The sequence below is a fragment of the Agromyces sp. ISL-38 genome (genome assembly GCF_018613935.1).
GTDB lineage: Bacteria > Actinomycetota > Actinomycetes > Actinomycetales > Microbacteriaceae > Agromyces.
In genome coordinates this window covers 450,656-475,388 of sequence record NZ_JAGGPF010000010.1, presented here as the reverse complement: position 1 = coordinate 475,388, position 24,733 = coordinate 450,656, and the positions used below count along the sequence as shown (strand labels likewise).

At 70.9% G+C, this 24,733-nt stretch carries 19 protein-coding genes; 3 read left to right on the top strand and 16 right to left on the bottom strand.

Annotation, left to right across the window (positions count from 1 at the left end; translation table 11 throughout):
* Window positions 1-30 precede the first annotated feature (30 nt).
* The 13 genes from J7E25_RS12455 to J7E25_RS12395 all read right to left on the bottom strand — a co-directional run bounded on the left by J7E25_RS12455 (window position 31) and on the right by J7E25_RS12395 (window position 15,104).
* Window positions 31-1,989 carry a primosomal protein N' gene (locus J7E25_RS12455; protein ID WP_308164543.1) on the bottom strand — a complete coding sequence of 653 codons (1,959 nt, stop codon included), beginning with the start codon at window positions 1,987-1,989 and terminating at the stop codon, window positions 31-33.
* Window positions 1,990-1,991: 2 nt separating this feature from the next.
* On the bottom strand, window positions 1,992-3,185 hold the full coding sequence (gene metK / locus J7E25_RS12450) for a methionine adenosyltransferase (RefSeq protein ID WP_214870436.1): 1,194 nt from the start codon (window positions 3,183-3,185) through the stop codon (window positions 1,992-1,994).
* Window positions 3,182-4,456, bottom strand: coding sequence for a bifunctional phosphopantothenoylcysteine decarboxylase/phosphopantothenate--cysteine ligase CoaBC (gene coaBC, locus J7E25_RS12445; protein WP_214870435.1), 1,275 nt, complete (start codon window positions 4,454-4,456; stop codon window positions 3,182-3,184). Before coaBC ends, metK begins: the two co-directional genes overlap by 4 nt.
* A 12-nt stretch (window positions 4,457-4,468) precedes the next feature.
* Window positions 4,469-4,726 carry a DNA-directed RNA polymerase subunit omega gene (rpoZ, locus tag J7E25_RS12440; protein WP_129522629.1) on the bottom strand — a complete coding sequence of 86 codons (258 nt, stop codon included), beginning with the start codon at window positions 4,724-4,726 and terminating at the stop codon, window positions 4,469-4,471.
* Between the two features lie 63 nt (window positions 4,727-4,789).
* On the bottom strand, window positions 4,790-5,713 hold the full coding sequence (gmk, locus tag J7E25_RS12435) for a guanylate kinase (protein ID WP_308164542.1): 924 nt from the start codon (window positions 5,711-5,713) through the stop codon (window positions 4,790-4,792).
* Window positions 5,706-6,584 carry an orotidine-5'-phosphate decarboxylase gene (gene pyrF / locus J7E25_RS12430; RefSeq protein ID WP_214870434.1) on the bottom strand — a complete coding sequence of 293 codons (879 nt, stop codon included), beginning with the start codon at window positions 6,582-6,584 and terminating at the stop codon, window positions 5,706-5,708. The genes gmk and pyrF overlap by 8 nt, the downstream gene beginning before the upstream one ends.
* Window positions 6,581-9,868 carry a carbamoyl-phosphate synthase large subunit gene (gene carB / locus J7E25_RS12425; RefSeq protein ID WP_214870433.1) on the bottom strand — a complete coding sequence of 1,096 codons (3,288 nt, stop codon included), beginning with the start codon at window positions 9,866-9,868 and terminating at the stop codon, window positions 6,581-6,583. Before carB ends, pyrF begins: the two co-directional genes overlap by 4 nt.
* On the bottom strand, window positions 9,868-11,040 hold the full coding sequence (gene carA / locus J7E25_RS12420) for a glutamine-hydrolyzing carbamoyl-phosphate synthase small subunit (protein ID WP_214870432.1): 1,173 nt from the start codon (window positions 11,038-11,040) through the stop codon (window positions 9,868-9,870). The genes carB and carA overlap by 1 nt, the downstream gene beginning before the upstream one ends.
* On the bottom strand, window positions 11,033-11,587 hold the full coding sequence (locus tag J7E25_RS12415) for a hypothetical protein (protein ID WP_214870431.1): 555 nt from the start codon (window positions 11,585-11,587) through the stop codon (window positions 11,033-11,035). The genes carA and J7E25_RS12415 overlap by 8 nt, the downstream gene beginning before the upstream one ends.
* Window positions 11,580-12,923 (bottom strand): dihydroorotase, encoded by a 1,344-nt coding sequence (locus tag J7E25_RS12410; RefSeq protein ID WP_214870430.1) that lies wholly within the window; start codon window positions 12,921-12,923, stop codon window positions 11,580-11,582. Before J7E25_RS12410 ends, J7E25_RS12415 begins: the two co-directional genes overlap by 8 nt.
* Window positions 12,923-13,873: an aspartate carbamoyltransferase catalytic subunit gene (locus tag J7E25_RS12405; protein ID WP_214870429.1), complete on the bottom strand. Its 951-nt coding sequence runs from the start codon at window positions 13,871-13,873 to the stop codon at window positions 12,923-12,925. Before J7E25_RS12405 ends, J7E25_RS12410 begins: the two co-directional genes overlap by 1 nt.
* Window positions 13,873-14,412, bottom strand: coding sequence for a bifunctional pyr operon transcriptional regulator/uracil phosphoribosyltransferase PyrR (pyrR, locus tag J7E25_RS12400; RefSeq protein ID WP_214870428.1), 540 nt, complete (start codon window positions 14,410-14,412; stop codon window positions 13,873-13,875). Before pyrR ends, J7E25_RS12405 begins: the two co-directional genes overlap by 1 nt.
* Window positions 14,413-14,561: 149 nt before the next feature.
* The gene (locus J7E25_RS12395) at window positions 14,562-15,104 is read right to left on the bottom strand and encodes a DoxX family protein (RefSeq protein ID WP_214870427.1); all 543 of its coding nucleotides are present in this window, start codon (window positions 15,102-15,104) and stop codon (window positions 14,562-14,564) included.
* Window positions 15,105-15,307: 203 nt separating this feature from the next.
* Between J7E25_RS12395 and J7E25_RS18360 the strand changes: the two genes are divergently transcribed.
* From J7E25_RS18360 to J7E25_RS12380, 3 genes are all read left to right on the top strand, one after another.
* Entirely contained in the window at window positions 15,308-16,609 is a 1,302-nt protein-coding gene (locus J7E25_RS18360; protein ID WP_214870426.1) for a glycosyltransferase, read from the top strand.
* A gap of 147 nt (window positions 16,610-16,756) precedes the next feature.
* Window positions 16,757-17,731, top strand: coding sequence for a DUF4380 domain-containing protein (locus tag J7E25_RS12385; RefSeq protein ID WP_214870425.1), 975 nt, complete (start codon window positions 16,757-16,759; stop codon window positions 17,729-17,731).
* Window positions 17,732-17,880: 149 nt separating this feature from the next.
* Window positions 17,881-20,805, top strand: coding sequence for a DUF5107 domain-containing protein (locus J7E25_RS12380; RefSeq protein WP_214870424.1), 2,925 nt, complete (start codon window positions 17,881-17,883; stop codon window positions 20,803-20,805).
* A gap of 42 nt (window positions 20,806-20,847) precedes the next feature.
* On the opposite strand, the gene J7E25_RS12375 is transcribed toward J7E25_RS12380, so the two are convergent.
* The 3 genes from J7E25_RS12375 to J7E25_RS12365 are packed head-to-tail and all read right to left on the bottom strand — an operon-like array spanning window position 20,848 to window position 24,697.
* Window positions 20,848-22,953: an alpha-galactosidase gene (locus tag J7E25_RS12375; RefSeq protein ID WP_214870423.1), complete on the bottom strand. Its 2,106-nt coding sequence runs from the start codon at window positions 22,951-22,953 to the stop codon at window positions 20,848-20,850.
* Complete coding sequence (locus J7E25_RS12370) at window positions 22,950-23,843, bottom strand: carbohydrate ABC transporter permease (RefSeq protein WP_214870422.1); 894 nt, start codon at window positions 23,841-23,843, stop codon at window positions 22,950-22,952. The genes J7E25_RS12375 and J7E25_RS12370 overlap by 4 nt, the downstream gene beginning before the upstream one ends.
* 2 nt (window positions 23,844-23,845) lie before the next feature.
* Window positions 23,846-24,697 carry a sugar ABC transporter permease gene (locus J7E25_RS12365; protein WP_308164541.1) on the bottom strand — a complete coding sequence of 284 codons (852 nt, stop codon included), beginning with the start codon at window positions 24,695-24,697 and terminating at the stop codon, window positions 23,846-23,848.
* Window positions 24,698-24,733: the final 36 nt, after the last annotated feature.

The following is a 24,733-nucleotide window of genomic DNA, read 5'->3' as shown; positions in this document are numbered from 1 at the left end:
CTCGCCGCTCGCCCGGCGCACCACCGGCGATTACGGCACGTCGGGGTCGTCGAACCGCACCCGCAGCACGGGAGGACGCTTCGGTGGGCGCCCGCCGACCGGGCGCCGGCGTTCGGTGGCCGCGCGGATCATCTCAGCGCGGAGCGCCTTGGCGACCGCGGCTCCTGCGGAGTAGTCGAACCGCACGATCGCCCGCTCGAGCCCATCGCCGAACGCCGTCGGGCCGAGTGCGTCGACCTCGTCGGCGGCTGCGCGTGCCTGGTCGAGCGCACGGGCCACGGCGGCGGGTGGTGCCGTCACGCTCGCGACGCGAACCGAGGGTGGGAAGCGCAGGGACCGCCGCGACTCGAGTTCGGTGGCCGCCCACTCCGCCTGCCGCCATGTGGAGAGCGCGGTCGCGAGAGCGCCCGCGACCCCCACGAGGAAGACCGGGGCGCCCGGCGCGGCGAGGGCGGTCGCGTTCGACCACCAGCGCAGGCAGTCTTCAGCGACGCGGAGCGACTCGCGCAGCAGCATCCGCTCGCCGTCGAGGAGGAGCACGGCACGGTAGCCGCCGTCGGCGATGGGCTCGGCCCCTCGTGTGGCGACGACGAGCGCGGACTCGGCGCCGACCCGCAGGAGCGGGTGTTCACCGTCGGAGAGGAACACGCGCGCTCGGGGGAACGCTCGTCCGAGCTCCTCGGCGGTACGACTCGCCCCTACGGTGGCCGCGCGGAGCTTCGTCGCCTCGCACACCGTGCAGCGCCAGCCGCTCGCGCTCGTTCCGCACAGCACGCACCGGGCGTCGCCGCCGCTGCGGGGCACCGTGATCGCACCGCCGCACGCGTTGCACCGCGCCGGCTCGCGGCAGCGGTCGCAGACGAGGAGCGGCGCATGACCGGGCCGTGCCACCTGCACGAGCACCGGGCCCTCGCGCACGGCCTCCTGCGCCTGTCGCCAGGCCGCGGACGGGATGCGAGCCGAGCCGGGCTCGGGGTTGGCCTGCTGCTCGGTCGGGATGACTCGTGGCCGCACGGGCTTCACGGCGGCAATCGCACGCACCCAGCCGATCTCGACGAGCCGCTCGACCTCGACGCTGCGAGTGTGGCCGAGGAAGCACAGCGCCGCTCCGGACTGCCCCTGCCGGATGAGCGCCGCGTCACGCGGATGCACGCCCGGCGCGAGCGGCTCGTTCTGGAGGCTGTCGCCGTCGTCCCAGAAGGCGATGAGGCCGAGCCGTGCGGCCGGCGCGTAGATCGTCGAGCGGTTGCCGATGATGATACGGGCATGCGCGCCCGTGGACTCGAGGAAGGAGCGGAACCGCTCTCCGCCCGCCTGCCGGGCGTCGGTGCGCAGCACCCGGCGGGAATCGACGAAGGCGGCGAGAGCGGCCTGCAGCTGCTCCTGGTCGCGGTAGTCGGGAACGATGAGCAGGCTCGACCGGTCGCCCGCGAGCGTGTACGCCGCGGCGTGCGCGAGCGTCACGGCCCACGCGCCGACCCATTCGCCCGAGGGGAGGCGCACCGGTCGCGGGTCGGCCGCGAGCGCCATCCGTTCGCCGCCGTCGATGCCCCCCTCGACGCGACCCGCCTCGTATCCCCCGATCGGGGCGACCGCCGTCGGAAGCTCGCCGGGGTCGGATTCCGCTGCCCGCCAGGTGCGCTCGACGCGCACGTACCGGTTCGGCACGGCGATGCGGAGGATGTCGCTCGCATTGCCTGCGGCACGATCGGCCGCAGCGCGCACGAGCGCCCACACCTCGGGTGTGAGGAGCGGCACCTCGGAGACGACGTCTTCGATCTCGCTCAGCGTGCCCGTGTACTCGCTCGACTCGGCGAGCTCGACGAGCCAGCCGTTGGCGATGCGGCCCCCCGATCGGAGCGGAACGCGCACGCGCACGCCGGCCCGGGCCGCGTCGCGGAGTCGATCGGGCACGTGATAGTCGAAGAGCTGGTCGAGCTGCGGCAGCGGCGAGTCGACGAGCACCCTGGCGATCGGGCCGCCCGGCACCGTCAGAGCCCGGCGACGGTGCGCAGGTCGTCGACGCGGTCGAGCAGCTCCCAGGTGAAGTCGGGAAGCTCGCGGCCGAAGTGCCCGTAGGTCGCGGTCTGCGCGTAGATGGGCCGGAGCAGGTCGAGATCGCGGATGATCGCTGCGGGGCGCAGGTCGAACACCTCGCGGATCGCGGCGATGATGCGCTCTTCGGGAACGTGCGCGGTGCCGAACGTCTCGACGTAGAGGCCGACCGGAGTGGCCTTGCCGATGGCGTACGCGACCTGCACCTCGAGGCGATCGGCGAGGCCCGCGGCGACGGCGTTCTTCGCGACCCAGCGCATGGCGTAGGCCCCGGAGCGGTCGACCTTCGACGGGTCTTTCCCGCTGAACGCGCCGCCGCCGTGCCGGCTCGCGCCGCCGTAGGTGTCGATGATGATCTTGCGGCCCGTGAGGCCGGCATCGCCCTGGGGGCCGCCGATCTCGAACCGGCCGGTGGGGTTGATGAGCACCGCGAGCTCGGGCCGAGAGAGCTCGACCAGGTCGAGCACGGGCCGGATCACGAGCTCCTCGACCTCGGCGCGCAACTGCTCGGTCGACACGCTCGGCGAGTGCTGGGTCGACAGCACGACCGTCTCGATCGTGCGAGGGACCTGGCCCTCGTATCCGACGGTGACCTGGGTCTTGCCGTCGGGCCGGAGGTAGTCGAGCTCACCGGCCTTGCGAACGGCGGCGAGCCGCTCGGCGAGCCGGTGCGCGAGCCAGATCGGCACGGGCATGAGCTCGGGGGTCTCACGCGTGGCGTAGCCGAACATGATGCCCTGGTCGCCGGCGCCCTGCAGGTCGAGCGCGTCGATGCTCGCACGCTCGCGAGCCTCGAAGGCGCGGTCGACGCCTTGCGCGATGTCGGGCGACTGTCCGCCGATCGACACCGAGACGCCGCACGAACGACCGTCGAACCACACGTCGGAGGAGTTGTAGCCGATCGAGGTCACGCGTTCACGCACGATCGCCGGGATCTCGACGTAGCCCGATGTCGTCACTTCGCCCGCCACGTGCACGAGACCCGTGGTGACGAGCGTCTCGACGGCGACGCGGCTGTGCGGATCGACCGTGAGCAGCGCGTCGAGGATCGAGTCGGAGACCTGGTCGCAGATCTTGTCGGGATGGCCCTCGGTGACGGACTCGGACGTGAAGAGGCGGAGTGCGCTCATGTGGGCTCGGGTTCCTTCGGTGTCGTCGCGGCTCGCGCCGTGGTCGTCAGCTCTGAGACAACCACGTCGAGGATGTCGTGCGCCACCGACAGTTTCGTTCCGTGTGCTCGTGTGACGACGTCGCCGTTCGCGCCGATCACGACGACCGCGTTCTCGTCGCTCGCGAACCCCTCGTTCCATCCGACGCGGTTCACGACGAGCAGGTCGGCGCCCTTCGCCTCGCGCTTGGCGCGCCCGAGTGCGACGAGATGTTCGTCGTCGGGCTCGGTCTCGGCGGCGAATCCGACAAGGAGGGTTCCGGGGTGCGGCTCGCTGCCGAGGCCGGCGAGGATGTCGGGGTTGCGCACGAGCTCGAGCGTGAGGCCGGCATCGCTCGTGTCCTTCTTGATCTTCGCGTCGCTCACGCTCACCGGCCGGTAGTCGGCGACGGCAGCGGCCATCACGACGACATCGGCGCCCTGCGCGGCGGCCACGACCTCGTCGCGGAGCTCGAGCGCAGTCGAGACCCGGCGCAGATCGCACCCCTCGGGATCGGCGACCTCGAGGTTCGCGGCGATGAGGATGACCTCGGCTCCTCGTGATCGCGCCGCCTCGGCGATCGCGATGCCCTGCTTGCCGCTCGACCGGTTGCCGAGGAAGCGCACGGGGTCGAGCGGCTCGCGCGTGCCGCCGGCCGAGACGACGACTCGCCGCCCCCCGAGATCGCCGGTGGGGTGATGCGCCGCGGCGGAAGCGGATGCCGCGACCCGGTCGAGCGCGGCTGCGACGATGACCTCCGGCTCCGCCATGCGGCCAGGGCCGCTGTCGCTGCCGGTGAGCTGGCCCACGGCCGGGCCGACGACGGTGACGCCGCGAGACCGGAGCGTGGCGATGTTCGCCCTCGTGGCAGGATGCCGCCACATCTCGGTGTGCATCGCCGGCGCGATGACGACGGGCGCCTCGCTCGCGAGCACCGTGTTGCCGAGCAGGTCGTCGGCGAGGCCGGTCGCGAGCTTGGCGATGGTGTTCGCGGTCGCCGGCGCGATCACGATGAGGTCGGCAGCCTGGCCGATGGCCACGTGCCGCACCTCGGCGACGCCCTCGTAGAGGTCTGTGTGAACCGGGTTGCGGGAGATCGCCTCGAGGGTGGGGCGCCCGACGAAGCGGAGCGCACCCTCGGTCGGGACGACGTGCACGTCGTGACCGGCGAGCACGAGCGCACGCACGACGCCCACGGCCTTGTACGCCGCAATGCCCCCGGTGATGCCGACGACGATGTTGAGCGGCGACATCGGACCCCCGGCTCAGTCGGCGATCGGGCGGAGCCGGAGCTTGTCTTCGTTGATCTCGTGCAGTGCGACCGAGAGGGGCTTGTCGTCGATCGAGGAGTCCACGAGCGGGCCGACGTTGTCGAACAGGCTGCCCTCGTGCAGGTCTGCGTAGTAGTCGTTGATCTGGCGCGCGCGCTTCGACGCGAAGATGACGAGCTGGTACTTCGAGTCGACCTTCGACAGCAGGTCGTCGATGGGCGGGTCGATGATTCCGGACAGCTTCTCAGCCATGGAGTGACTCCTTGATCGTGGGGTGCGCACCCTCGGTGCGCGAAAAGTCGTGGCGAGGGCAGCTCAACGCCGACCCTTGCGAGGTCTCATCAAGTCTACGACCTTCTGGGCGGCATCGGCGACGTCGTGGTTGACCACCTGGTGATCGAACTCGTCGACGGCCGCCAATTCGACCTTCGCGGTCTCGAGCCGGCGCTGCTGTTCGGCGGGGCTCTCGGTGCCCCGGCCGACGAGGCGGCGCACGAGTTCCTCCCAGCTCGGCGGGAGCAGGAACACGAGCGTGGCGTCGGGCATGGCCCGGCGCACGGAACGCGCACCCTGGATGTCGATCTCGAGCAGCACGCTGTTGCCCGCGGCGATGGCCCGCTCGACGGCCGCACGCGGCGTGCCGTACCGCGACGCGTTGTGCACCGTGGCCCACTCGAGCAACTCGCCGGCCGCGATCATGCGGTCGAACTCGGCGTCGTCGACGAAGATGTAGCTCTCGCCTTCGACCTCGCCGGGCCGGGGCGCGCGCGTGGTCGCCGAGACCGAGAGCCGCACCTCGGGATGGTGCCGCCGGATGTAGGAGGCGACGGTGCCCTTGCCCACGGCAGTGGGGCCGGCGAGCACGACGAGCCGGTCGCCGGTGCCGCCATGCGCGGCCACCCAGTCGGCGACGAACTCGCGAAGCCGCTTGCGCTGCAGGCGACCGAGGCCGCCGAGCCGCTTCGACGTGGAGATCTGCAACTCATGCATGATGCGCGCGCTCTTCGTCGCGCCGATCGCCGGGATCGACGTGAGGAACTCGCTCACGCGCAAGCGCCCCTCGACGCCCTCCGGCGATTCGTACGCCACGCGCAGCACGTCGAGCGGGCTCCGCGCCGCGCTCGCGACGTCGGCCTTCACGGCCGCTCGGGCGCGACGTGCCGCCACCGCGGCGCGGGATGCGGCGACGCGATCGACCTCGGGCGGCGACGACGGTGATACCGATACCCGCTCAGGCACTCGCGGCTCCGACCTCGTCGACGCGACGCGCAATCGCGTCGGCGATGCCGTCAGGGCCTGCGCCGAGGATCGAGCGCGACTCGCTCACGATCACGCCCGCTCCGAGCGACCCGTAGATCCTGCGGAAGTCGGAGAGCTCGGCGCCCTGGTACCCGAAGCCCGGCGCGAGCACCGGGAGTCCTGGCCGCGAGGGCTCCGATTCGGTGTCGATGCCGGCGAGGGCGAGCTCGTTCGTGGCGCCGAGCACGACGCCGACCGAGCCGAACGACCGGGTCGCGGCATCCGCTCGTCCCTCGTTCCATGCGATGACGCCGGAGGTGATCGCCTGCGCGACCGTGGATCCGGCACGGCTCGACTGCTGGAGCACTGCGCGCTGAATGGCGGCAGCCTCGGGATTCGACGTCGCGGCGAGCACGAAGAGCCCCTTGTCCGCGGACTCGGCGGCGACGAGCACGGACTCGATCGAGCCGAGGCCCTGGTAGGCGCTGATCGTCATCGCGTCGGCCTCGAGCGGGGAGCCCGGACGCAGCCACGCCTCGCCGTAGGCCTCGACGCTCGAGCCGATGTCGCCGCGCTTCACGTCGGCGATCACGAGGAGCCCGGCGGCGCGCGCTTCGCGGATAACCCGCTCGAGCGCCGCGTAGCCCGCCGCACCGTGGCGTTCGAAGAAGGCGACCTGCGGCTTCACGATGCCGGTGTGGTTCGCGGCGGCCTCGACGACCCGCAGGCCGAACTCGCGCACGCCGTCGGCGGAGTCGGACTGCCCCCACTCGGCCAGGAGCGAGGCGTGCGGGTCGATGCCGACGCAGAGCCGCCCGCGGATCGCGAAGATCGCGTCGAGTCGATCGCCGAACGACGTCGGGCCGCTCATACGTGCGCCTCCCGCCGGGCCTGGTACTCCTGCAGGCTCGTGACCTCGAATCCGGTGCGCACCGCGTCGAGCGATGCGACCGCGGCCGAGAGCTCGGCGATGGTCGTGAACAGCGGGATGTCGGATGCCACGGCCGCGGCGCGGATCTCGTAGCCGTCGGCACGTGCCGATCGGCCGCTCGGCGTGTTCACCACGACGTCGATCTCACCCCGGTGGATCAGCTCCACGACGGATGCCGCGTCGGGCGAGGGCTTGTCGCTGAATTTCAGCACGACGCCCGCCTCGATGCCGTTGCGGCGCAGCACCTCAGCGGTGCCCTCGGTCGCCGCGATCTCGTAGCCGAGCTGCTTCAGGCGGAGCACCGGCAGGATGATCGCCCGTTTGTCGCGGTCGGAGACCGACACGAAGACCGTGCCCGAGAGCGGCATGCCGCCGTATGCGGCGAGCTGGCTCTTCGCGAACGCCGTCGGGAAGTCCTTGTCGATGCCCATGACCTCGCCCGTCGAACGCATCTCGGGGCCGAGCACGGAGTCGACCATGATGCCCTCGCGGGTGCGGAAGCGGTGGAACGGCAGCACGGCCTCCTTCACGGACACCGGTGCATCGAGCGGCACTCGAGACCCGTCTGACGCGGGGAGCATGCCCTCGTCGATGAGCTCGGCGATCGTGGCGCCGACCATGACGCGTGAGGCCGCCTTCGCGAGCGGGATGCCGAGTGCCTTCGAGACGAAGGGAACGGTGCGGCTCGCCCGGGGGTTCGCCTCGAGCACGTAGAGCACGCCGGCCGCGACGGCGAACTGGACGTTGAGCAGGCCCCGCACGCCGATCCCCTCGGCGATGCCGCGGGTCGCCTCGCGCACCCGGTCGACCTCGGCGCGGCCGAGCGTCACGGGCGGGAGCGTGCAACTCGAGTCGCCGGAATGGATGCCGGCTTCCTCGATGTGCTCCATGACGCCGCCGATGTAGAGGTCGGTGCCGTCGTAGAGCGCGTCGACGTCGATCTCGATCGCGTCGTCGAGGAAGCGGTCGACGAGCAGCGGATGCGTCGGGCCGACGATGCCCTGGCCCTCGATGCGCACGAAGTAGTCGGCGAGCGAGGCGGAGTCATAGACGATCTCCATGCCGCGGCCGCCGAGCACGTAGCTCGGCCGCACGAGCACCGGGTAGCCGATCCCCTCGGCGACGTGCACGGCACCGGCGACGTCGATCGCGGTGCCGTTCTTCGGGGCGAGCAGGCCCGCCGCGTCGAGGATGCCGGAGAACAGCCCGCGTTCCTCGGCGAGGTCGATCGCGTCGGGGCTCGTGCCGAGGATCGGGATGCCCGCCGCCTCGATGCCCTTCGCGAGGCCGAGTGCGGTCTGGCCGCCGAGCTGCACGACGACGCCGACGAGCTCGCCGGACTGCGACTCGGCGTGGATCACCTCGAGCACGTCTTCGAGCGTGAGCGGCTCGAAGTAGAGCCGGTCGCTCGTGTCGTAGTCGGTCGAGACGGTCTCGGGGTTGCAGTTGATCATGATCGTCTCGAAGCCCGCGGCCGAGAGCGCGAACGACGCGTGCACGCACGAGTAGTCGAACTCGACGCCCTGGCCGATGCGGTTCGGCCCCGAGCCGAGGATGACGACCTTGCGGCGGTCGGAGGGCTCGACCTCGGTCTCGAGGTCGTAGCTCGAGTAGTGGTAGGGCGTGAGCGCCGGGAACTCCCCCGCGCACGTGTCGACGGTCTTGTAGACCGGGCGGATGCCGAGGATGTGGCGCACCTCGCGTGCGTCTGCTTCGCCGAAGCCGCGGAGCTGGCCGATCTGCGCGTCGGAGAAGCCGTGGTCCTTCGCGAGGATGAGGAGGTCGGTGTCGAGGTTCTCGGCGGAGGCGACCGTCTCGGCCACCTCGTTGATCAGCACGATCTGGTCGAGGAACCAGGGATCGATCTTCGTCGCCTCGAAGAGCTCTGCGACCGTGGCGCCCTTGCGCAGTGCCTGCTGCACGAGCACGATGCGCCCGTCGGTCGGGATGCTGGATGCCTCGACGAGCTCGGCCGCGCTGCGTTCCTCGTCGCCCCAGTGGAACGAGGAGCCGCGCTTCTCGAGCGAGCGGAGCGCCTTCTGCAGCGCCGTCGAGAAGTTGCGGCCGATCGCCATGGCCTCGCCGACCGACTTCATGGTCGTCGTGAGGGTGGGATCGGCGGCGGGGAACTTCTCGAACGCGAAGCGGGGCACCTTCACCACGACGTAGTCGAGCGTCGGCTCGAAGCTCGCGGGCGTGACACGCGTGATGTCGTTCGGGATCTCGTCGAGCCGGTAGCCGATCGCGAGCTTCGCGGCGATCTTCGCGATCGGGAATCCGGTGGCCTTCGAGGCGAGCGCCGACGAACGCGACACCCGCGGGTTCATCTCGATGACGATGATGCGCCCGTCGGCGGGGTCGATCGCGAACTGGATGTTGCAGCCGCCGGTGTCGACACCGACGGCGCGGATGATGTCGATGCCGATATCGCGCAGTTGCTGGTATTCGCGGTCGGTGAGGGTGAGCGCGGGCGCGACGGTGATGGAGTCGCCGGTGTGCACCCCGACGGGGTCGACGTTCTCGATCGAGCAGACGACGACCGTGTTGTCGTGCATGTCGCGCATGAGCTCGAGCTCGTACTCCTTCCAGCCGAGGATCGACTCCTCGAGCAGCACCTCGGTGGTCGGCGAGTCGTGCAGGCCCTGCGTCACGTACCGCACGAGGTCTTCCTCGGTGTACGCGAAGCCCGAGCCGAGTCCGCCCATCGTGAAGGACGGGCGCACCACGAGGGGGTAGCCGAGGTCTTGCGCGAACGCCTTGGCCTCATCGAGCGTCTTCGCGACGTGGGAGCGGGCGACCTCCGCGCCGGCCTCGATCACGAGGTCCTTGAAGAGCTGGCGGTCTTCGCCCTTGCGGATCGCCTCGACCTTGGCGCCGATGAGCTCGACGCCGTGCTTCTCGAGGATGCCCGCGTCGTGCAGTGCGATCGCGGCGTTCAGCGCCGTCTGGCCGCCGAGCGTCGGCAGCACCGCGTCAGGTCGCTCCTTGATGATGATCGACTCGATGATGTCGGGCGTGATCGGCTCGATGTACGTCGCGTCGGCGAAGTCGGGGTCGGTCATGATCGTGGCCGGGTTCGGGTTCACGAGGATGACGCGCACGCCCTCGGCCCGGAGCACCCGGCACGCCTGCGTGCCCGAGTAGTCGAACTCGGCCGCCTGGCCGATGACGATCGGACCCGAGCCGATGACGAGGACGCTGTTGATGTCGTCGCGCTTGGGCATCAGACTTCGGTCTCCTTGCTGGCGAGCACCATGTCGCGGAATCGGTCGAACAGGTAGTTGGCGTCGTGTGGCCCGGCGGCCGATTCGGGGTGGTACTGCACCGAGAACGCCGGGATGTCGAGGCAGCTGAGGCCCTCGACCACATTGTCGTTCAGGTCGTAGTGGCTCACCTCGACGCGGCCGAACCCCTCACTCGAGTCGCTCACGCCCTCGATGGGCGCGTCGACCGCGAAGCCGTGGTTGTGCGACGTGATCTCGACGCGGCCGGTGGCCTTGTCGAGCACTGGCTGGTTGATGCCGCGGTGGCCGAAGGGCAGCTTGTAGGTGCCGAAGCCGAGTGCACGGCCCAGCAGCTGGTTGCCGAAGCAGATGCCGAAGTAGGGCAGGCCCGCGCGCAGCGTCGTGCGCAGCAGGTCGACATGGCGATCGGATGCCCCGGGGTCGCCGGGCCCGTTCGAGAAGAACAGCGCGTCGGGGGCCATGGCGAGCACCTCCTCGGCCGTGATCGACTGCGGCACCACGTGCACGTCGAAGCCGCGCTGGGCGAGGAAGCGGAGCGTCGAGGTCTTCACCCCGAGGTCGAGCACCGCGACCGACCCGACCCGCTCGCCTTCCGCGGCGAGCGTGTAGGGCTCCTGGGTCGAGACGGTGCCCGAGAGGTTGCGCCCGGTCATCTCGGCGGCGCCGCGCACGAGGTCGAGCTGCTCGCCCGCCGTGAGCGCGGCATCCTCTCCGGAGAAGATGCCGGAACGCATCGCACCCGCCGAGCGGAGGTGTCGGGTGACCGCGCGGGTGTCGATGCCGCTGATGCCGACGACGCCCGCCTCGGCGAGGTCGTCGTCGAGGCTCCGCTGCGAGCGGAAGTTCGAGACCACGCGGGAGGGGTCGCGCACGATGAAGCCGGCGACCCAGATGCGGGCGGACTCCATGTCTTCATCGTTCATGCCGGTGTTGCCGATGTGCGGCGCCGTCATCATGACGATCTGGTCGGCGTACGACGGGTCGGTGAGGGTCTCCTGGTAGCCGGTCATGCCGGTGGCGAAGACGGCCTCGCCGAGCGTGCGTCCGCGTGCCCCGTAGGCACGCCCCTCGAAGCGGCGTCCGTCTTCGAGCACGAGCACGGCGGGCTCGCTCGTGCGCGCGGTGGTCGCGGTGGTGGTGGTCTCAGTCATCCGAGGCCTCACTCTCTTGGTTCTGCTTCGGCCGCGACGCGGCGGGCGCGGCGGCGATGTCGTTGATGGCCTGGATGATCCTGGCCGGGTCGCCCGGATACCTGGCCCGGAGGTAGCTGTCGACGCGTGGCGGCGCCTCGATGGCGCGCTCGCTGGCGATCCAGGTGACGGCGATGAGGCCCTCGGGCTCCACACCGCGGTCGATCGCGTAGCTCGCCAGCTCGGCGCCGGCCAGCCGGTCGGCGGGGATGAAGCTCGTCGACTCCCCCGCGATGCGGAGGATGAGGCCCTCGGGCAGCACCTCGATCCGCGCGGAGCCTCGGTACGCGAGCCCCTGCACCGCGAGCCGTTCGAGCGGCTCGCCGATGGGGGTCGTCGCGACGTACAGCACCTCGGTCTCGAGGAGCGGCTCGGCGTGGCTCACCGGAACCGGGTAGGCCGACAGCGACTCGTCGCGCACGGTGCGGCGACGCCAGGAGCGGTACATCAGCCAGACGGCGAGGGAGACGATGGCGAGGGAGACGATCGCGCCGATCCACTTATCCATGGGAGTCCTCCGGCGCTTCGGCGGCGCGCTGGGCCACCTCGTCGGCGGGTCGCAGTGCTCCGTCGAGATAGGTCGGGTACCCCGCGTGGAACGTCGCGACGACCGCGCCCGGCAGGGTTCGCCCGAGGTACGGCGAGTTGGTGCTCCGGCCGGCGAGGCGATCGAGATCGAACGCGGATGCCGCATTCGGGTCGTAGAGCGTGAGCTCACCCCGCGCACCGGCGACGAGCGCGCCGCCGTGACCGCGGAGGCGACCGATGCGGGCCGGCGCCTCGGAGAGCACTCGCGCGACATCCGCCCAGCCCATGAGGCCCGTCTCGACGACCGCGGCGTGCACGACGGCGAGAGCGGACTCGAGGCCCACCATGCCGTTCGCGGCGGCGTCCCACTCGCTCTCCTTGGCTTCGACCGGGTGCGGTGCATGGTCGGTCGCGACGATGTCGATCGTGCCGTCGGCGAGGCCGGCGCGCAGCGCCTGCACGTCTTCGGTGCGCCGCAGCGGCGGATTCACCTTGAAGCGGGGGTCGTAGCCCGCCACGAGGTCTTCGGTGAGCAGCAGGTGATGCGGCGTGACCTCAGCCGTCACGTCGATGCCGCGCGCCTTCGCCCAGCGGATCACCTCGACCGAGCCCGCGGTCGAGACGTGGCACACGTGCAGGCGGCTGCCGACGTGCTCGGCGAGGAGCACGTCGCGGGCGATGATCGACTCCTCGGCCACGGCAGGCCAGCCCGTGAGGCCGAGCTCGCCCGAGAGGGCGCCTTCGTTCATCTGCGCGCCCTCGGTGAGGCGCGGCTCCTGGGCGTGCTGGGCGATGACCCCGTCGAAGGCCTTGACGTACTCGAGCGCGCGGCGCATGAGCAGCGGGTCGGAGACGCAGAAGCCGTCGTCGGAGAAGACGCGCACGTTCGCCCGGGAGCGGGCCATGGCGCCGAGCTCGGCGAGTTCGGCACCCTGGAGGCCGACCGTGACCGCGCCGATGGGCTGAACGGTCGCGTAGCCGGCGGCGCGGCCGAGGCTCGCCTCCTGCTCCACGACGCCCGCCGTGTCGGCGACCGGGAACGTGTTCGCCATCGCGAAGACCGCCGTGAACCCGCCCGCTGCGGCGGCTTGCGTGCCGGTGAGCACCGTCTCGCTCTGCTCGTAGCCGGGTTCGCGCAAGTGCGTGTGCAGGTCGACGAGCCCGGGCAGGGCGATGAGCCCGTCGCCGTCGACGATCGTCGCGCCGGCGGCATCCGTCACCGTTCCGACCTTCGCGATGAGGCCGTTCTCGAGGAGGATGTCGGCGCGCTCGCCGTTCGGCAGCGTCGCGCCGGTGATCAGGTGGGACTCGCGCATCACGACTCCCCCCGTTCGCCCGACAACAGGAGATAGAGGGCGGCCATTCTCACTGATACTCCGTTCGCGACCTGCTCGCGCACCGTGGATTGCGGCGAATCTGCGGCGCGGGCGGCGATCTCCAGCCCGCGGTTCATCGGGCCCGGGTGCATGACCATCGTAGTCGGGGGCAACCGGTCGAACCTGGCGTCGTCGAGACCCCAGGTGCGCGCATACTCGCGACTGTTCGGGAAGTACGCGGCCTTCATGCGCTCGGCTTGGATGCGCAGCATCATGACGGCGTCGGGCACCTCATGAAGCGCGGCGTCGAGGTCGTAGCCGATCCGTGCCGGCCATGCACTCGTGTCGACGGGCATGAGGGTCGGGGGGCCGACGAGCTCGACCTCGGCGCCGAGCGTCGTGAGCAGCCACACGTTCGATCGCGCGACGCGGGAGTGCAGGATGTCGCCGACGATCACGACTCGGGTGCCGTCGAGGCCGCGCCCGCGCGAGGCCGGCCCGTGCAGGCGGCGCCGGAGGGTGAACGCGTCGAGGAGCGCCTGGGTCGGATGCTCGTGCGTGCCGTCGCCGGCGTTCACGACGCCCGCGTCGATCCAGCCGCTCGTGGCGAGCGTCTGCGGCGCCCCCGAGGCGTGGTGCCGGATCACGACGCCGTCGGCGCCCATCGCCTGGAGGGTCTGCGCGGTGTCCTTCAGGCTCTCGCCCTTCGAGACGCTCGAGCCCTTCGCGCTGAAGTTGATGACGTCGGCCGAGAGGCGCTTCGCCGCGGCCTCGAAGGAGATGCGCGTGCGCGTGGAGTCCTCGAAGAAGAGGTTCACGACGGTCTTGCCGCGGAGCGTCGGGAGCTTCTTCACCTCGCGCTCCTGCACGGCGGCCATGTCCTCGGCCACGTCGAGCAGGCCGATCGCCTCCGGGCGTTCGAGATCGCGGGTGCTCAGGAGGTGCCGCATCAGTCGTCGCGCCCGTCGATCGTGACGGCGTCGTCGCCGTCGATCTCGGCGAGCCGCACGTTGATGCGCTCGCGCGCCGAGCTCGGCAGGTTCTTGCCCACGAAGTCGGCTCGGATCGGGAACTCGCGGTGACCGCGATCGACCAGGACCGCGAGGCGCACCGCGCGAGCACGCCCGAGGTCGGCGAGCGCGTCGAAGGCCGCGCGGATGGTGCGGCCCGAGTAGAGCACGTCGTCGACGAGCACGACGGTCTTGCCGTCGATGCCGCCCTCGGGAACAGCCGTCGGGTGCGGCGCACGCACGGGGTTGCGGCCGAGGTCGTCGCGATACATCGTGACGTCGAGGGCGCCGGATGGGATGTCGGATGCCGCGATACGGCCGACGATCGCGGCGAGCCGTTCGGCGAGCACGACCCCGCGGGTCGGAATGCCGAGGAGCACGAGGCCATCGGCTCCGCGGTTGGACTCGAGGATCTCATGGGCGATGCGAGTGAGCGCCCGGTCGAGGTCAGCTTGCTGTAGCACGATGCGCACAGCCATGCGGACTCCCTTCTCCGCCTCACAGGACGGGCTTCAAGGTTGTCAGTGCCTCCGATCATACCAGCGTCGCCGTGGCCCGCCCGGACATGCAGAAGGGCGAGACGCTCTGCGCCTCGCCCTCCCGTCGGGTTCACGGGGAACCGCGATCATCACGACGGATTCGAGGATCGCGACGGTCCGTGGAGCACGCGCGAGGCGACGACGAGTGCCGCCGCGACGAGCACGATGTTCTTCATCACGTACTGTCCGAGCAGCGTCGGTCCCCCGTCGGCGAACAGTTCGGCGGGGAAGAACACGAGCGGCGAGAAGATGCCGACGAATGCGACGGCGAGCATCACGAGGCCGAAGCGCGCGAAGACGCCCGAGATGAGGGCGAGGCCGGCGACGGTCTCGATGGTCGCCGTCAGCACGAGGGCCAGCTGCCCGCCGACGACGCCGAAGGTCAGCACTCCCCAGGTCGCGGTGACGAGCGACTCGACCGGGCTGACACCGGGGAAGAACTTGAGGACGCCGAAGACGACGAACACCGTGCCGAGGGCGATGCGGAGCGCGGGGGCACTCCAGCGCTCGAGCAGCGACTTCAGCATCGCCTCGGCCGCGGTGAGGCGCTCGCGCACCGCGATCGGGCTGACGGGGACGGGACGGGGGCCGACGGGCTGCAGGCCGGGAGTCGGGGCGGGGATGGATGACATGGTCGGGTGCTCCTTCCAGAGCGGTTCACGGGTTGTGGTCGGGATGCCGCGTTCTGCACCGTCAACCAGTGAATCGCCAGCGCTCGGCCGCCAGATCAGGGTGGGCGCGGGAATCCGGAGAGGGCTGCCACGCAGCCGGCACAGGGGCGAGTACTGGGACCGGAGTGAGGCCAGCACTGGGGCTGTCGCCTCGGCTGTCGCACGTGATCGAATCGACCATGGCCGAAGTGATGATCGCCGTGATGCCGTTCCACGGGCACGTCGCGCCCATGGCCGCCGTGGCAGAGGCGTTCATCGAGGCGGGCCACGGCGTGCGCGTGTACACGGGCTCCGCGCACGCGTCGCGTTTCGCCGCGCTCGGGGCGCGGGTCGTGCCGTGGCGGGCGGCAGCCGACTTCGACGAGCACGATCTCGCGGCGACGTTCCCCGTGCTCCGCGGCAGGAAGGGGCCACGTCAGATGCTCGCGAACGTCGAGCACCTCTTCGTGCGCACGGGCGCCGACCAGGCCGCCGATCTCGTGGCGGCGTTCGACGAGCAGCCGTGGGACGTCATCGTCGCCGACGGCCTGAGCCTCGGCAGCCACTTCGCATCGGAGCTGACCGGCACTCCATGGGTCACCGTCAGCATCGTGCCGCTCGCGATCCCGAGCCGCGACCTTCCACCGCCGATGTTCGGGCTCACCCCGGCGACGGGACCGATCGGACGGCTGCGGGATCGCGCACTGCGAGCGCTCGCGCGCGTGGGCAGCAGCCGCATCCAGCGCGCGTACGCCGACGAGCGCCGTCGCGCGGGGCTCCGGCAGAACTCGCTCACGTTCGATGAGGCGTGCTACTCGCCCATGCTCGTGTGCGCCAGCGGTGTTGCGGAGCTCGAGTTCGCCCGCTCCGACCTCGCGACGCACGTCGTGTTCGTCGGCGAGCTCACTCGCCCGCGTCATGGCGACGCGCAGCTTCCCTCGTGGTGGGGCGACGTCGAGGCATCCGCGATGCCCGTCGTGCACGTCACGCAGGGCACGCAGAACGTCGACCCGCACGATCTCATCGAACCGACCTTCGGCGCGCTCGGCCGCCAGCAGGTGCAGCTCGTCGCCGCCACCGGCCGGGCGGCCGATCCGAGCCTGCCGTTCCCGGCGCCGCCGAACGCGCGCGTCGCAGGCGTCGTGCCCTACGACGCGCTGCTCCCCCGAACCGAGGTCGTCATCACCAACGGCGGCTGGGGCGGAGTGCTCGCCGCCCTCGCCGCCGGAATCCCGCTCATCGTGGCAGGTGGCGACCTCGACAAGCCCGAGGTGGCTGCACGCGTGGCGTGGGCGGGCGCGGGCGTCGACCTCCGCACCGGCCGGCCGTCGGCACGGTCGGTGCTGCGGGCCTGGCGACGAGTGTCGACGGATGCCTACTACCGCGCGAACGCGAAGCGACTCGCCGCCCGGCTCGCCGAGCACGACGGCCCTCGGGAAGTCGTCGAGCACGCCCTCCGTCTCGTCGTCGGGACTGCCTCGACCTAGCTCAGGCCGAGGCTCGAGGTGGGAGCGTGCCGCGACCGCCTGGTGAACGCGGGGCTGGAGATCGGCGACGACATCGTCGTCGAATCGTACAGGTCCGTCGTGAGATCGCCGATTCCGCGCTCGCCCGACCGCTCGTAGCCTGAGGGGATGCTCAGCCGCACGCTCGACTCCGGCGATCCGGCTCTGCCCCTGCACGCGGTGGCGAACGACCGTCTGCGGCTCGTCTTCCTGCCGACGATCGGCGGACGGCTCATCTCCCTGCGCGTCGACGGGCGCGAGTTGCTCTGGCACAACCCGGCCCTGCTCGACGACGAGTCGCGAACAGTCGTGCCGATGTCGTCATGGCCTGTCGTCGACGGCACCTTCGCGAGCTGGGCCAACGTCGGCGGCTCGAAGTCGTGGCCCGCGCCGCAGGGCTGGAACGGGGCGGATCAGTGGCAGGGGCCGCCCGACGCGGTGCTCGACTCCGGTGAGTACGCCTGGCGCGAGTCGCCGACCGACGATGGCCTGCTGTTGAGCCTCACGAGCGCGGACGACCCGCGCACGGGCCTGCGCATCGAGCGACGGTTCGAGATCCCGCACGCGGGAGCCGAGTTCGTCGAGACGCTCGCGCTGACGAATGCGTCGGACCGTCCCGTGCGGTGGGCGCCGTGGGAAGTCTGCCAGGTCGACATCGACGCCGGCGCGAGAGCGCAGGACGCGGCGGTCGTCGTCGCGGTCAAGGGCAGGCTCGAGCCGATCGACCTCGGGGACCATCACGGCACGCTCGCCACGAGGCGGGTCGACGGACATGTCGAGGTCCCCGTGCAGGACGTGATCGGAAAGCGGGGCTTCGCCGACGCCACCGGATCGATCGCCTGGCGCGGACCCGACGGCGAGGGACTCGAACTGCGCTTCGAACCCGTGGCGCATGCCGAGTATCCCGATCACGGCTCGCGCGCCGAGGTGTGGATGCAGACGCCGCTGCCCGGTCCGCTGCCGTCGCTGAGCGGCATGCGCGTCGACGCTCGGCTCGCGGAGCTCGAGGTGCTCGGCCCGCTCGTCACGCTCGAGCCCGGCGGGAGCACGGAGCTCGTCATCCGATGGATCGCTCGGTCGACCACACGGTCGGCCACGCGGTAGGCGCCCCGCGATCGGGCGGTTCGTGCAGGCGAGGCAGCGGCGAGTGCTGCCGTGGTTGGGACATCCACGTGCTGCGACCATCGAATCGTGCAGGCCTTGCCAGCGATCCCCCCATTCCCGGGCTCCGCGGGCGATCGTAGGGTGACGGCATGCGAGCCACCGACGTCGCCCGGTTCACCCTGCCCGATGCCCCTACGGAGCAGCAGCGCGAGCTCGACCGAGGCGGCGCGATCGTGTGGGAGCAGCCCGTCGAGCTGGCCACCTACGCGCCGGGCGAGCCCAGCCGATACCCGATGTTCCTCGACCGTCGGGTCTACCAGGGTTCGAGCGGGCGCGTGTACCCCCTCCCGTTCATCGACCGCATCGCGTCCGAGGCTGCCCCGGTGAGCTGGACCGCCGTGCATCTCGAGAACCGGTGGGTGCGTCTCATGGTGCTGCCCGAGCTCGGCGGACGCGTCCACGTCGGCTACGACAAGACCGCCGAGTACGACTTCTTCTACCGCAACAACGTCATCAAGCCCGCCCTCGTGGGCCTCGCGGGGCCGTGGCTGAGCGGCGGCGTCGAGTTCAACTGGCCGCAGCACCACCGGCCGGCCACGCACCTGCCGGTCGAGTGGACGATCGAGCACGGCGAGGACGGCTCTGTCACCGTGTGGTGCAGCGACCACGAGCCGTTCGCTCGCATGAAGGGCATGCACGGCGTGCGCCTGCACCCCGATCGGGCGGTCGTCGAACTCGTCGTGCGCCTGCACAACCGCACGAGCGAGCGGCAGACGTTCCTCTGGTGGGCGAACGTCGCGGCGCGCGTGCACGATGACTACCAGTCGTTCTTCCCGACCGACGTGCGGTTCGTCGCCGACCACGCGCGACGCGCGCTCACGGCCTTCCCGACCGCCGACCGGCCGTACTACGGCGTCGACTACCCCGTCCGGGCCGCCGACCGGACCGGCACCGACCGCATCGACTTCTACCGCAACATCCCCGTACCGACGTCGTACATGATCGTCGACTCCGACGGCGAGTTCTTCGGCGGCTACGACCACGCCGCCGACGCCGGCTTCGTGCACTGGGCCGAGCGGCGCATCTCCCCGGGCAAGAAGCAATGGACATGGGGCGACGCGCCCTTCGGCCACGCGTGGGACGCCCACCTCACCGACGGCGACGGCCCCTACGTCGAACTCATGGCCGGCGTCTACACCGACAACCAGCCCGACTTCTCCTGGCTCATGCCGGGCGAGACGAAGTCCTTCAACCAGTACTGGTATCCCATCAGCCGCATCGGCGTCCCCGTTGCGGCGACCCTCGACACCGCCCTGCACGTGTCGCGCGATGGCGATGCCCGCTCGCTGCGCATCGGCGTCAGCGCGACCCGCGAGCTGCCCGAGGCTGCGGTGCGCATCGTCGACGATGGGCACGAGCTCGCGAGCTGGGTCGTCGACCTCGACCCCGCGCGTCCCTTCGTCGTCACGGCGGCGGATGTCCCGGGCTCGGCGCGCGTGCTCGTCGAAGACCGTGCCGGCAAGCTGCTCGTCACCTCCCCCGAACCCGTCGGTGAGCGACCCGAGCCGTGGACCGCGACCGAGCCCCCGCGCCCGCGCGACGTCGGGAGCGTTGAGGAACTGCACCTCATCGGCGTGCACCTCCGGCAGTACCGGCACCCCACACGCTCTCCCCTGCCGTATTGGCGGGAGGCCATCGCACGCGACCCGGGCCACATCGGCTCGCACCTCGCGCTCGCCGACGCGGCGCACCGGGCGGGCGACTACGACACGGCGGCCGAGCATGCGCGCGCAGCCGTCGCGCGCCTCACCGCGCGAAACCTCAACCCCGCCGACACCGAGGCGCTCTACCTGCTCGGGCTCATCGAGTTGCGGCGTGGACGGCTCGATGCCGCGGCATCCGCGTTCGGCCGAGCCACGTGGGACCGTAAGTGGGCGCAACCCGCGCTCGTCGAGCTCGCGCGCCTCGAGGCGCGAGCCGGCGACGTCGACCGCGCGCTGACCGATCTCGAGGTGGCAGCTCGGCTCGATGCGGACGACCTGCGTGTCGCGGCGCTCCGCGTGGTGCTGTTGCGACGCGTCGGCCGCGCCGACGAGGCCGATGCGCTGCTCGCCGAGGTCCGGGGGCTCGACCCGCTCGACGTCGCCCTGCGCGTGATCGCGGGCGAGCTCGTGCTCCCGAGTGACGGGCACGTGCTGCTCGACGTCGCGTCCGACCTGCGGGCTGCAGGTGAAGTGGAGGTCGCGCTCGCGCTCCTCGCCCGAGCGGCGACGGAGGCGCCCGCCGCCGTCGGCAACGTACGGCCCGTCGCACACTACCTACGGGCGCAGCTGCTCGACGAGCTGGGCCGCGCCGACGAGGCGCGCGCCGAGCGCGCGGCCGCGAGTCGCGCCGATCGGCGCTGGGCGTTCCCGGCCGGACTCGACGCCCACGACGCACTCCTCGCGGCGATCGCGGCCGAGCCCGGTGATCCGATCCCGCGCGCCCTGCTCGGCATGCTCCTGTTCGACGCAGGCCGCAAGCCGGAGGCGGCCGAACAGTGGCGACGGGCGATCGAGCTCGGCGACGAGGACGCCGTCACGGCGCGCAACCTCGGACTCGCGGCGTACAACGTGCTCGGCGACGACGAGCTCGCCTGGGCGTCGTACGAGCGCGCCCGGCGCCTGGATCCGCACGACGGGCGACTGCTCTACGAGCTCGACCAGCTCGCCGCCCGCCTCGAGCACGACCCGCGGGAACGGCTCGAACGACTCGAGGCCGACCGCGAGCTCGTGCTCAGCCGCGACGACCTGACGATCGAGTACGCCGAACTGCTCGTCGACGCCGGCCGCGCCGACGAGGCCGTCGGGATCGTCGAGTCGCGCGCCTTCCAGCCGTGGGAGGGCGGCGAGGGTCGCGTGCTCGCCGCCTGGGATCGAGCCCGCGCCGCCGCTGGACTCCCCCGCATCGACCCGCCTGCGAATCTCGGTGAGGCCCGGCCCGTCGTTCCGCCGCCCGCCGCCACGCGCGCGGACGGCAGCACGGACTACTTCGCGACGAGCCTGCCCGCCCTGCTGCTGTTCGCGCGGGAGTGAGCGGGGTCGCCGGCGGGCCGTGCCTCGGCCTGGGCAGCGGCCTCAGCCGATCGGCAGGAGCACCAGCAGGTCGGCGTCCGGCGCGAGCTCGAACGGCACCTCGATGCCGAGGGACCGCGCCGACTCGCGCGTGACCTCCCGCTCAGTGCCCTCGACTCGGTACCGCACGCCTGGGGTGAGCTGCGTCGGATGCACGCGGGGCCGATCGAGGTCGCGCGTTCGGTCTCGGTCACGGTCGTACACGAGCACCACGATGCGAGGATCGTCCGCCGGCCCTGCGTACTCGATCGCGTAGAGGTCGCCGTGCGGATCGCCGTGGCGCACGACCTGCCCGCGCTGCACGACCGGCCGGATGTCGCGATAGCGCGCAACGAGCCCCGTCGCCTCGGCGCGCTCCGCCTCCGTCCACCGTCCGAGGTCGGCTCCGATGCCGAGCACGCCCGACATGGCGACCGCAAAGCGGTAGCCGAGCGAGACGGGCATGCGGTCACGATGGCCCGGGTCATCCGCCACCCACGAGCTCATGACGTGGGCGGGGTACGCGTCAAGGAAGCCGTGCTGGATGACGAGTCGGTCCCTCGGCCCTACCTGGTCGCTCGTCCACACGACGTCGGAGAGCGCGAGCACGGCGTTGTCGATGCGGCCACCGCCGCTCGCACACGCCTCGATGGTCACGTGCGGGAACGCGTCTCGAAGCATCCGCATCACCCGGTAGTAGCCACGGGTGTGCTGCACCGACCATTCGCTGCCATGCAGGTCGCCGGGGCGCCCGCCGTCGCTCACGGGCCGGTTCATGTCCCACTTCAGGTAGCTGATATGCGCAGAACGCAGCAGCTCCCGCAGGCGATGCTCGATCCACTCGACGACCTCGGCGCGGCCGAGATCGAGCACCAGCTGGTTGCGAATTGTCACGAGCGGGCGGTCCCCTGCGCGATACACCCAGTCGGGATGCGCGCGGTACAGCTCGCTGTCGGGGTTGACGCATTCCGGTTCGATCCAGAGCCCGAGCCGCATGCCGAGCGCCACGATCTCGTCGGCGAACGGCCGGAGCCCGCGCGGGAACTTCGACGGATCGGGCGTCCAATCGCCGAGCCCCGCACGATCCGACGTTCGACCCGCGAACCAGCCGTCATCCACCACGAAGGCTTCGACACCGAGCCCGGCGGCGATGCGCGCGAGCTCCAGCTGGTGGTCTTCGCGCACGTCGAACCCGGTCGCGTACCAGGAGTTGTAGACGACGGGTCGCGTCATGGGTGAGAGGTCGCGTGCGAGCGCGACGCGCTGGTACCGGTGCCATTCGCGCGTCAAGCCCTCGGGCCCTTCTGAGCTCATGATGCCCGTCGACCACGGCGAAGTGAATGATTCCCTCGGCAGCAGCGTCACGGTCGTCGTGTCCTCGTCGACGCCGCACGAGACACGCGTGTGCGCCGCGATCGACGTCGAGTCGACCTGGAGGCGCCACGATCCGCTCCACTCGAGGGCTACGCCGTAGGCACGGTCGGGATGACCCGTGCGCACGTTCGCGGCCGTCACCGTGACGACGGGGCTGAACAGCAGCCCCGTCACGCCTTGCCGGCTGCCGATCGAGAACGTGCCCCACTGCAGCTCGATCGAGCGCCGCTGGAACTCGGTCGCCCATCGCCCAGCGAGGTAGTCGACGTGCAGCGCCTGGCCGAGTGGCAGGTTCCACCCGGCAGAGAACGCGCGAGGCAGCTCGATCCGCGTCGTGCCCTCGTTCCGCACGGTCATCCGGCGGCGCACGACGTCGTGCCGTGTGGAGGTCTCGTACTCGAGCACGAGCACGAGGGTGCCGGTCTCGTCGGCGAACTCGGCGGTAAGACGCGAGCCGTCAACGGATGAGACGGTCTCGAGGTCACCCCTGAGCGTCCAGGCGGCGCCGAGCCAACCGTCGCCGCGATCGACGAGCAGCTCGGAGAACTGCACGTGTCGCTGGCCCGCCGAGGCGAACTCGAGCGGAGCGGCATCCGCTGTCGTGGCGAAGGAGACGATGCGATCGGGCTCGGACCACGCCTCGACCGGCCCGTCGATCAGCTCGCCCCAGTGATCGAGCACCAGCCCCGAGCCGTCGGGCAGCACGCTCACCACGTACTCGGTCGTGCGGGTACGCAGCCGAGCTTGCGCGCTCACTTGCCTGAACCGAGCGTGAGGCCCGAGACGAAGTGCCGCTGGAATGCGAAGAACACGATCGCCGTCGGCAGCGCGGCCACGATCGCACCCGAGGCGACGACGTTCCACTGGCTCACGTAGCCGCCCTGGATGTTGAGCAGCGCCGCCGTGATCGGGAAATTGGTCTCGGTGCGCAGCACCGTGAGCGCCCAGATGAGGTCGTTCCAGATCCACGTCGTGGCGAGCGCGGCGAGCGCCGCGAGCGACGGACGACACAGGGGCAGCACGAGCTGCCAGTAGGTGCGGATCTCCCCCGCACCGTCGACGCGGGCCGCCTCGAAGATCTCGGGCGGGATCGCACGCATGAAGCCGTGGAGCACGAAGGTGTAGAAGCCGAGGCCGAAGCCGACCTGCACGATCACGAGCGCCGCGAGCGTGTCGTAGATGCCGAGCCCCTCGGTGATGCGCGCCACCGGAATGAGGAGGATCTGGGGCGGCAGCAGGTTGCCGGCGAGCATGACGAGAAGGATCGTGCGCCGGAACGGGATGTGGAACCTGCTCAGTGCGAACGCGGCCCACGTCGCGAGCAGCAGCGTGAGGAAGACGGTCGCGATCGTGACGATCACGCTGTTGACGAGCGCCTCGCCGACGAGCCCCGCCGTGAAGACTGTCACGAATCCGCTCAGGTCGATCGAGAGCGGCAGCGCGGCGAGGCCTCGGTCCGTGAGGTCGCCGAACGAGCGCACCGCCACGAAGACGACGAAGATCATGGGCGCGATCCAGAGCAGCGAGAGCGGCGTCATGATCGCGTGGAAGCGCCATCCGCCGCGTCGTCCGCGTCGGACGCCAGCGATGGAAGCGTCGGTCGAGCGACCGTCGGTCCGGGCCGGAAGCACGGGTGCCGTGGACATCCTCAATCCTCCTTCGCTGCGCGGGCGAGGTACGTGATGATGAAGACGATCGCGAGTGCGAAGATGACGACGGCGATGGCCGAACCGTAGCCGAGGTCGAGCACGGTGAAGCTCGTCTGGTACATGTACGTCGAGAGCAGCTGCGTCGAGTTGTACGGCCCGCCACGGGTCATCGCCCACACGATGTCGAAGGTGCGCAACGAGTCGATGACCGTCACCGCGAAGACGACGCTGTTCACCCCGCTCAACTGCGGCATGACGATGCGCCAGAACCGCTGCCACGGACTCGCGCCGTCGACTGCGGCGGCCTCCTCGAGTGTCGGATCGACACCCTTGAGCCCCGCGAGGTACAGCACCATGATGTAGCCGACCTGGCGCCAGACGGCGGCCACGAGCACGGCGTAGAGGGCGGTGTCGGGATTCGCCAGCCATTGCGTCTCGAGCGAACCGAGGCCGATCGAACCGAGGAACGCGTTGACGGCGCCGTCGGGCTGGTAGATGACCCGCCAGAAGAGGCCCGTGACCGCGAGGGAGAACACCATCGGCAGGTAGATCGCGCTGCGGTAGAAGCCGACTCCGCGGCGGGGCTTGTTGAGCGCGACGGCGAGCGAGAGCCCGACGATGACCGAGAACCCGCCGAACCCGATCACCCAGATGACGTTGTTGAGGATCGCCTGGCCGAAGATCGGGTCGGAGAGGAGTCGCTCGAAATTGCCGATTCCGATGAACTCGGGGTCGCCGATGCCGTTCCACCGCGTGAGCGAAAGCCAGAAGCTGTTGATCGCCGGCCAGAACACCCATGCGAGCTCGACCGCGAGCGGGATGAGCAGGAAGAACCAGACGACGCTCGGCACGCGGTGAAGTCGCCGACGTCGAGCTCCCCCTCCTCG

What these genes read in the sequence shown, in the direction of transcription:
- pyrR (WP_214870428.1), bottom strand. Translation starts at nt 14,412, where the DNA reads ATGGCTGTGCGCATCGTGCTACAGCAAGCTGACCTCGACCGGGCGCTC.
- J7E25_RS12410 (WP_214870430.1), bottom strand. Translation starts at nt 12,923, where the DNA reads ATGCGCGAGTCCCACCTGATCACCGGCGCGACGCTGCCGAACGGCGAG.
- J7E25_RS12385 (WP_214870425.1), top strand. Translation starts at nt 16,757, where the DNA reads ATGCTCAGCCGCACGCTCGACTCCGGCGATCCGGCTCTGCCCCTGCAC.
- J7E25_RS12380 (WP_214870424.1), top strand. Translation starts at nt 17,881, where the DNA reads ATGCGAGCCACCGACGTCGCCCGGTTCACCCTGCCCGATGCCCCTACG.
- coaBC (WP_214870435.1), bottom strand. Translation starts at nt 4,456, where the DNA reads ATGTCGCCGCTCAACATCGTCGTCGGCATCACCGGGGGCATTGCGGCG.
- carB (WP_214870433.1), bottom strand. Translation starts at nt 9,868, where the DNA reads ATGCCCAAGCGCGACGACATCAACAGCGTCCTCGTCATCGGCTCGGGT.
- J7E25_RS12405 (WP_214870429.1), bottom strand. Translation starts at nt 13,873, where the DNA reads ATGCGGCACCTCCTGAGCACCCGCGATCTCGAACGCCCGGAGGCGATC.
- metK (WP_214870436.1), bottom strand. Translation starts at nt 3,185, where the DNA reads ATGAGCGCACTCCGCCTCTTCACGTCCGAGTCCGTCACCGAGGGCCAT.
- J7E25_RS12395 (WP_214870427.1), bottom strand. Translation starts at nt 15,104, where the DNA reads ATGTCATCCATCCCCGCCCCGACTCCCGGCCTGCAGCCCGTCGGCCCC.
- rpoZ (WP_129522629.1), bottom strand. Translation starts at nt 4,726, where the DNA reads ATGGCTGAGAAGCTGTCCGGAATCATCGACCCGCCCATCGACGACCTG.
- carA (WP_214870432.1), bottom strand. Translation starts at nt 11,040, where the DNA reads ATGACTGAGACCACCACCACCGCGACCACCGCGCGCACGAGCGAGCCC.
- pyrF (WP_214870434.1), bottom strand. Translation starts at nt 6,584, where the DNA reads ATGAGCGGCCCGACGTCGTTCGGCGATCGACTCGACGCGATCTTCGCG.
- J7E25_RS12370 (WP_214870422.1), bottom strand. Translation starts at nt 23,843, where the DNA reads ATGTCCACGGCACCCGTGCTTCCGGCCCGGACCGACGGTCGCTCGACC.
- J7E25_RS12415 (WP_214870431.1), bottom strand. Translation starts at nt 11,587, where the DNA reads ATGGATAAGTGGATCGGCGCGATCGTCTCCCTCGCCATCGTCTCCCTC.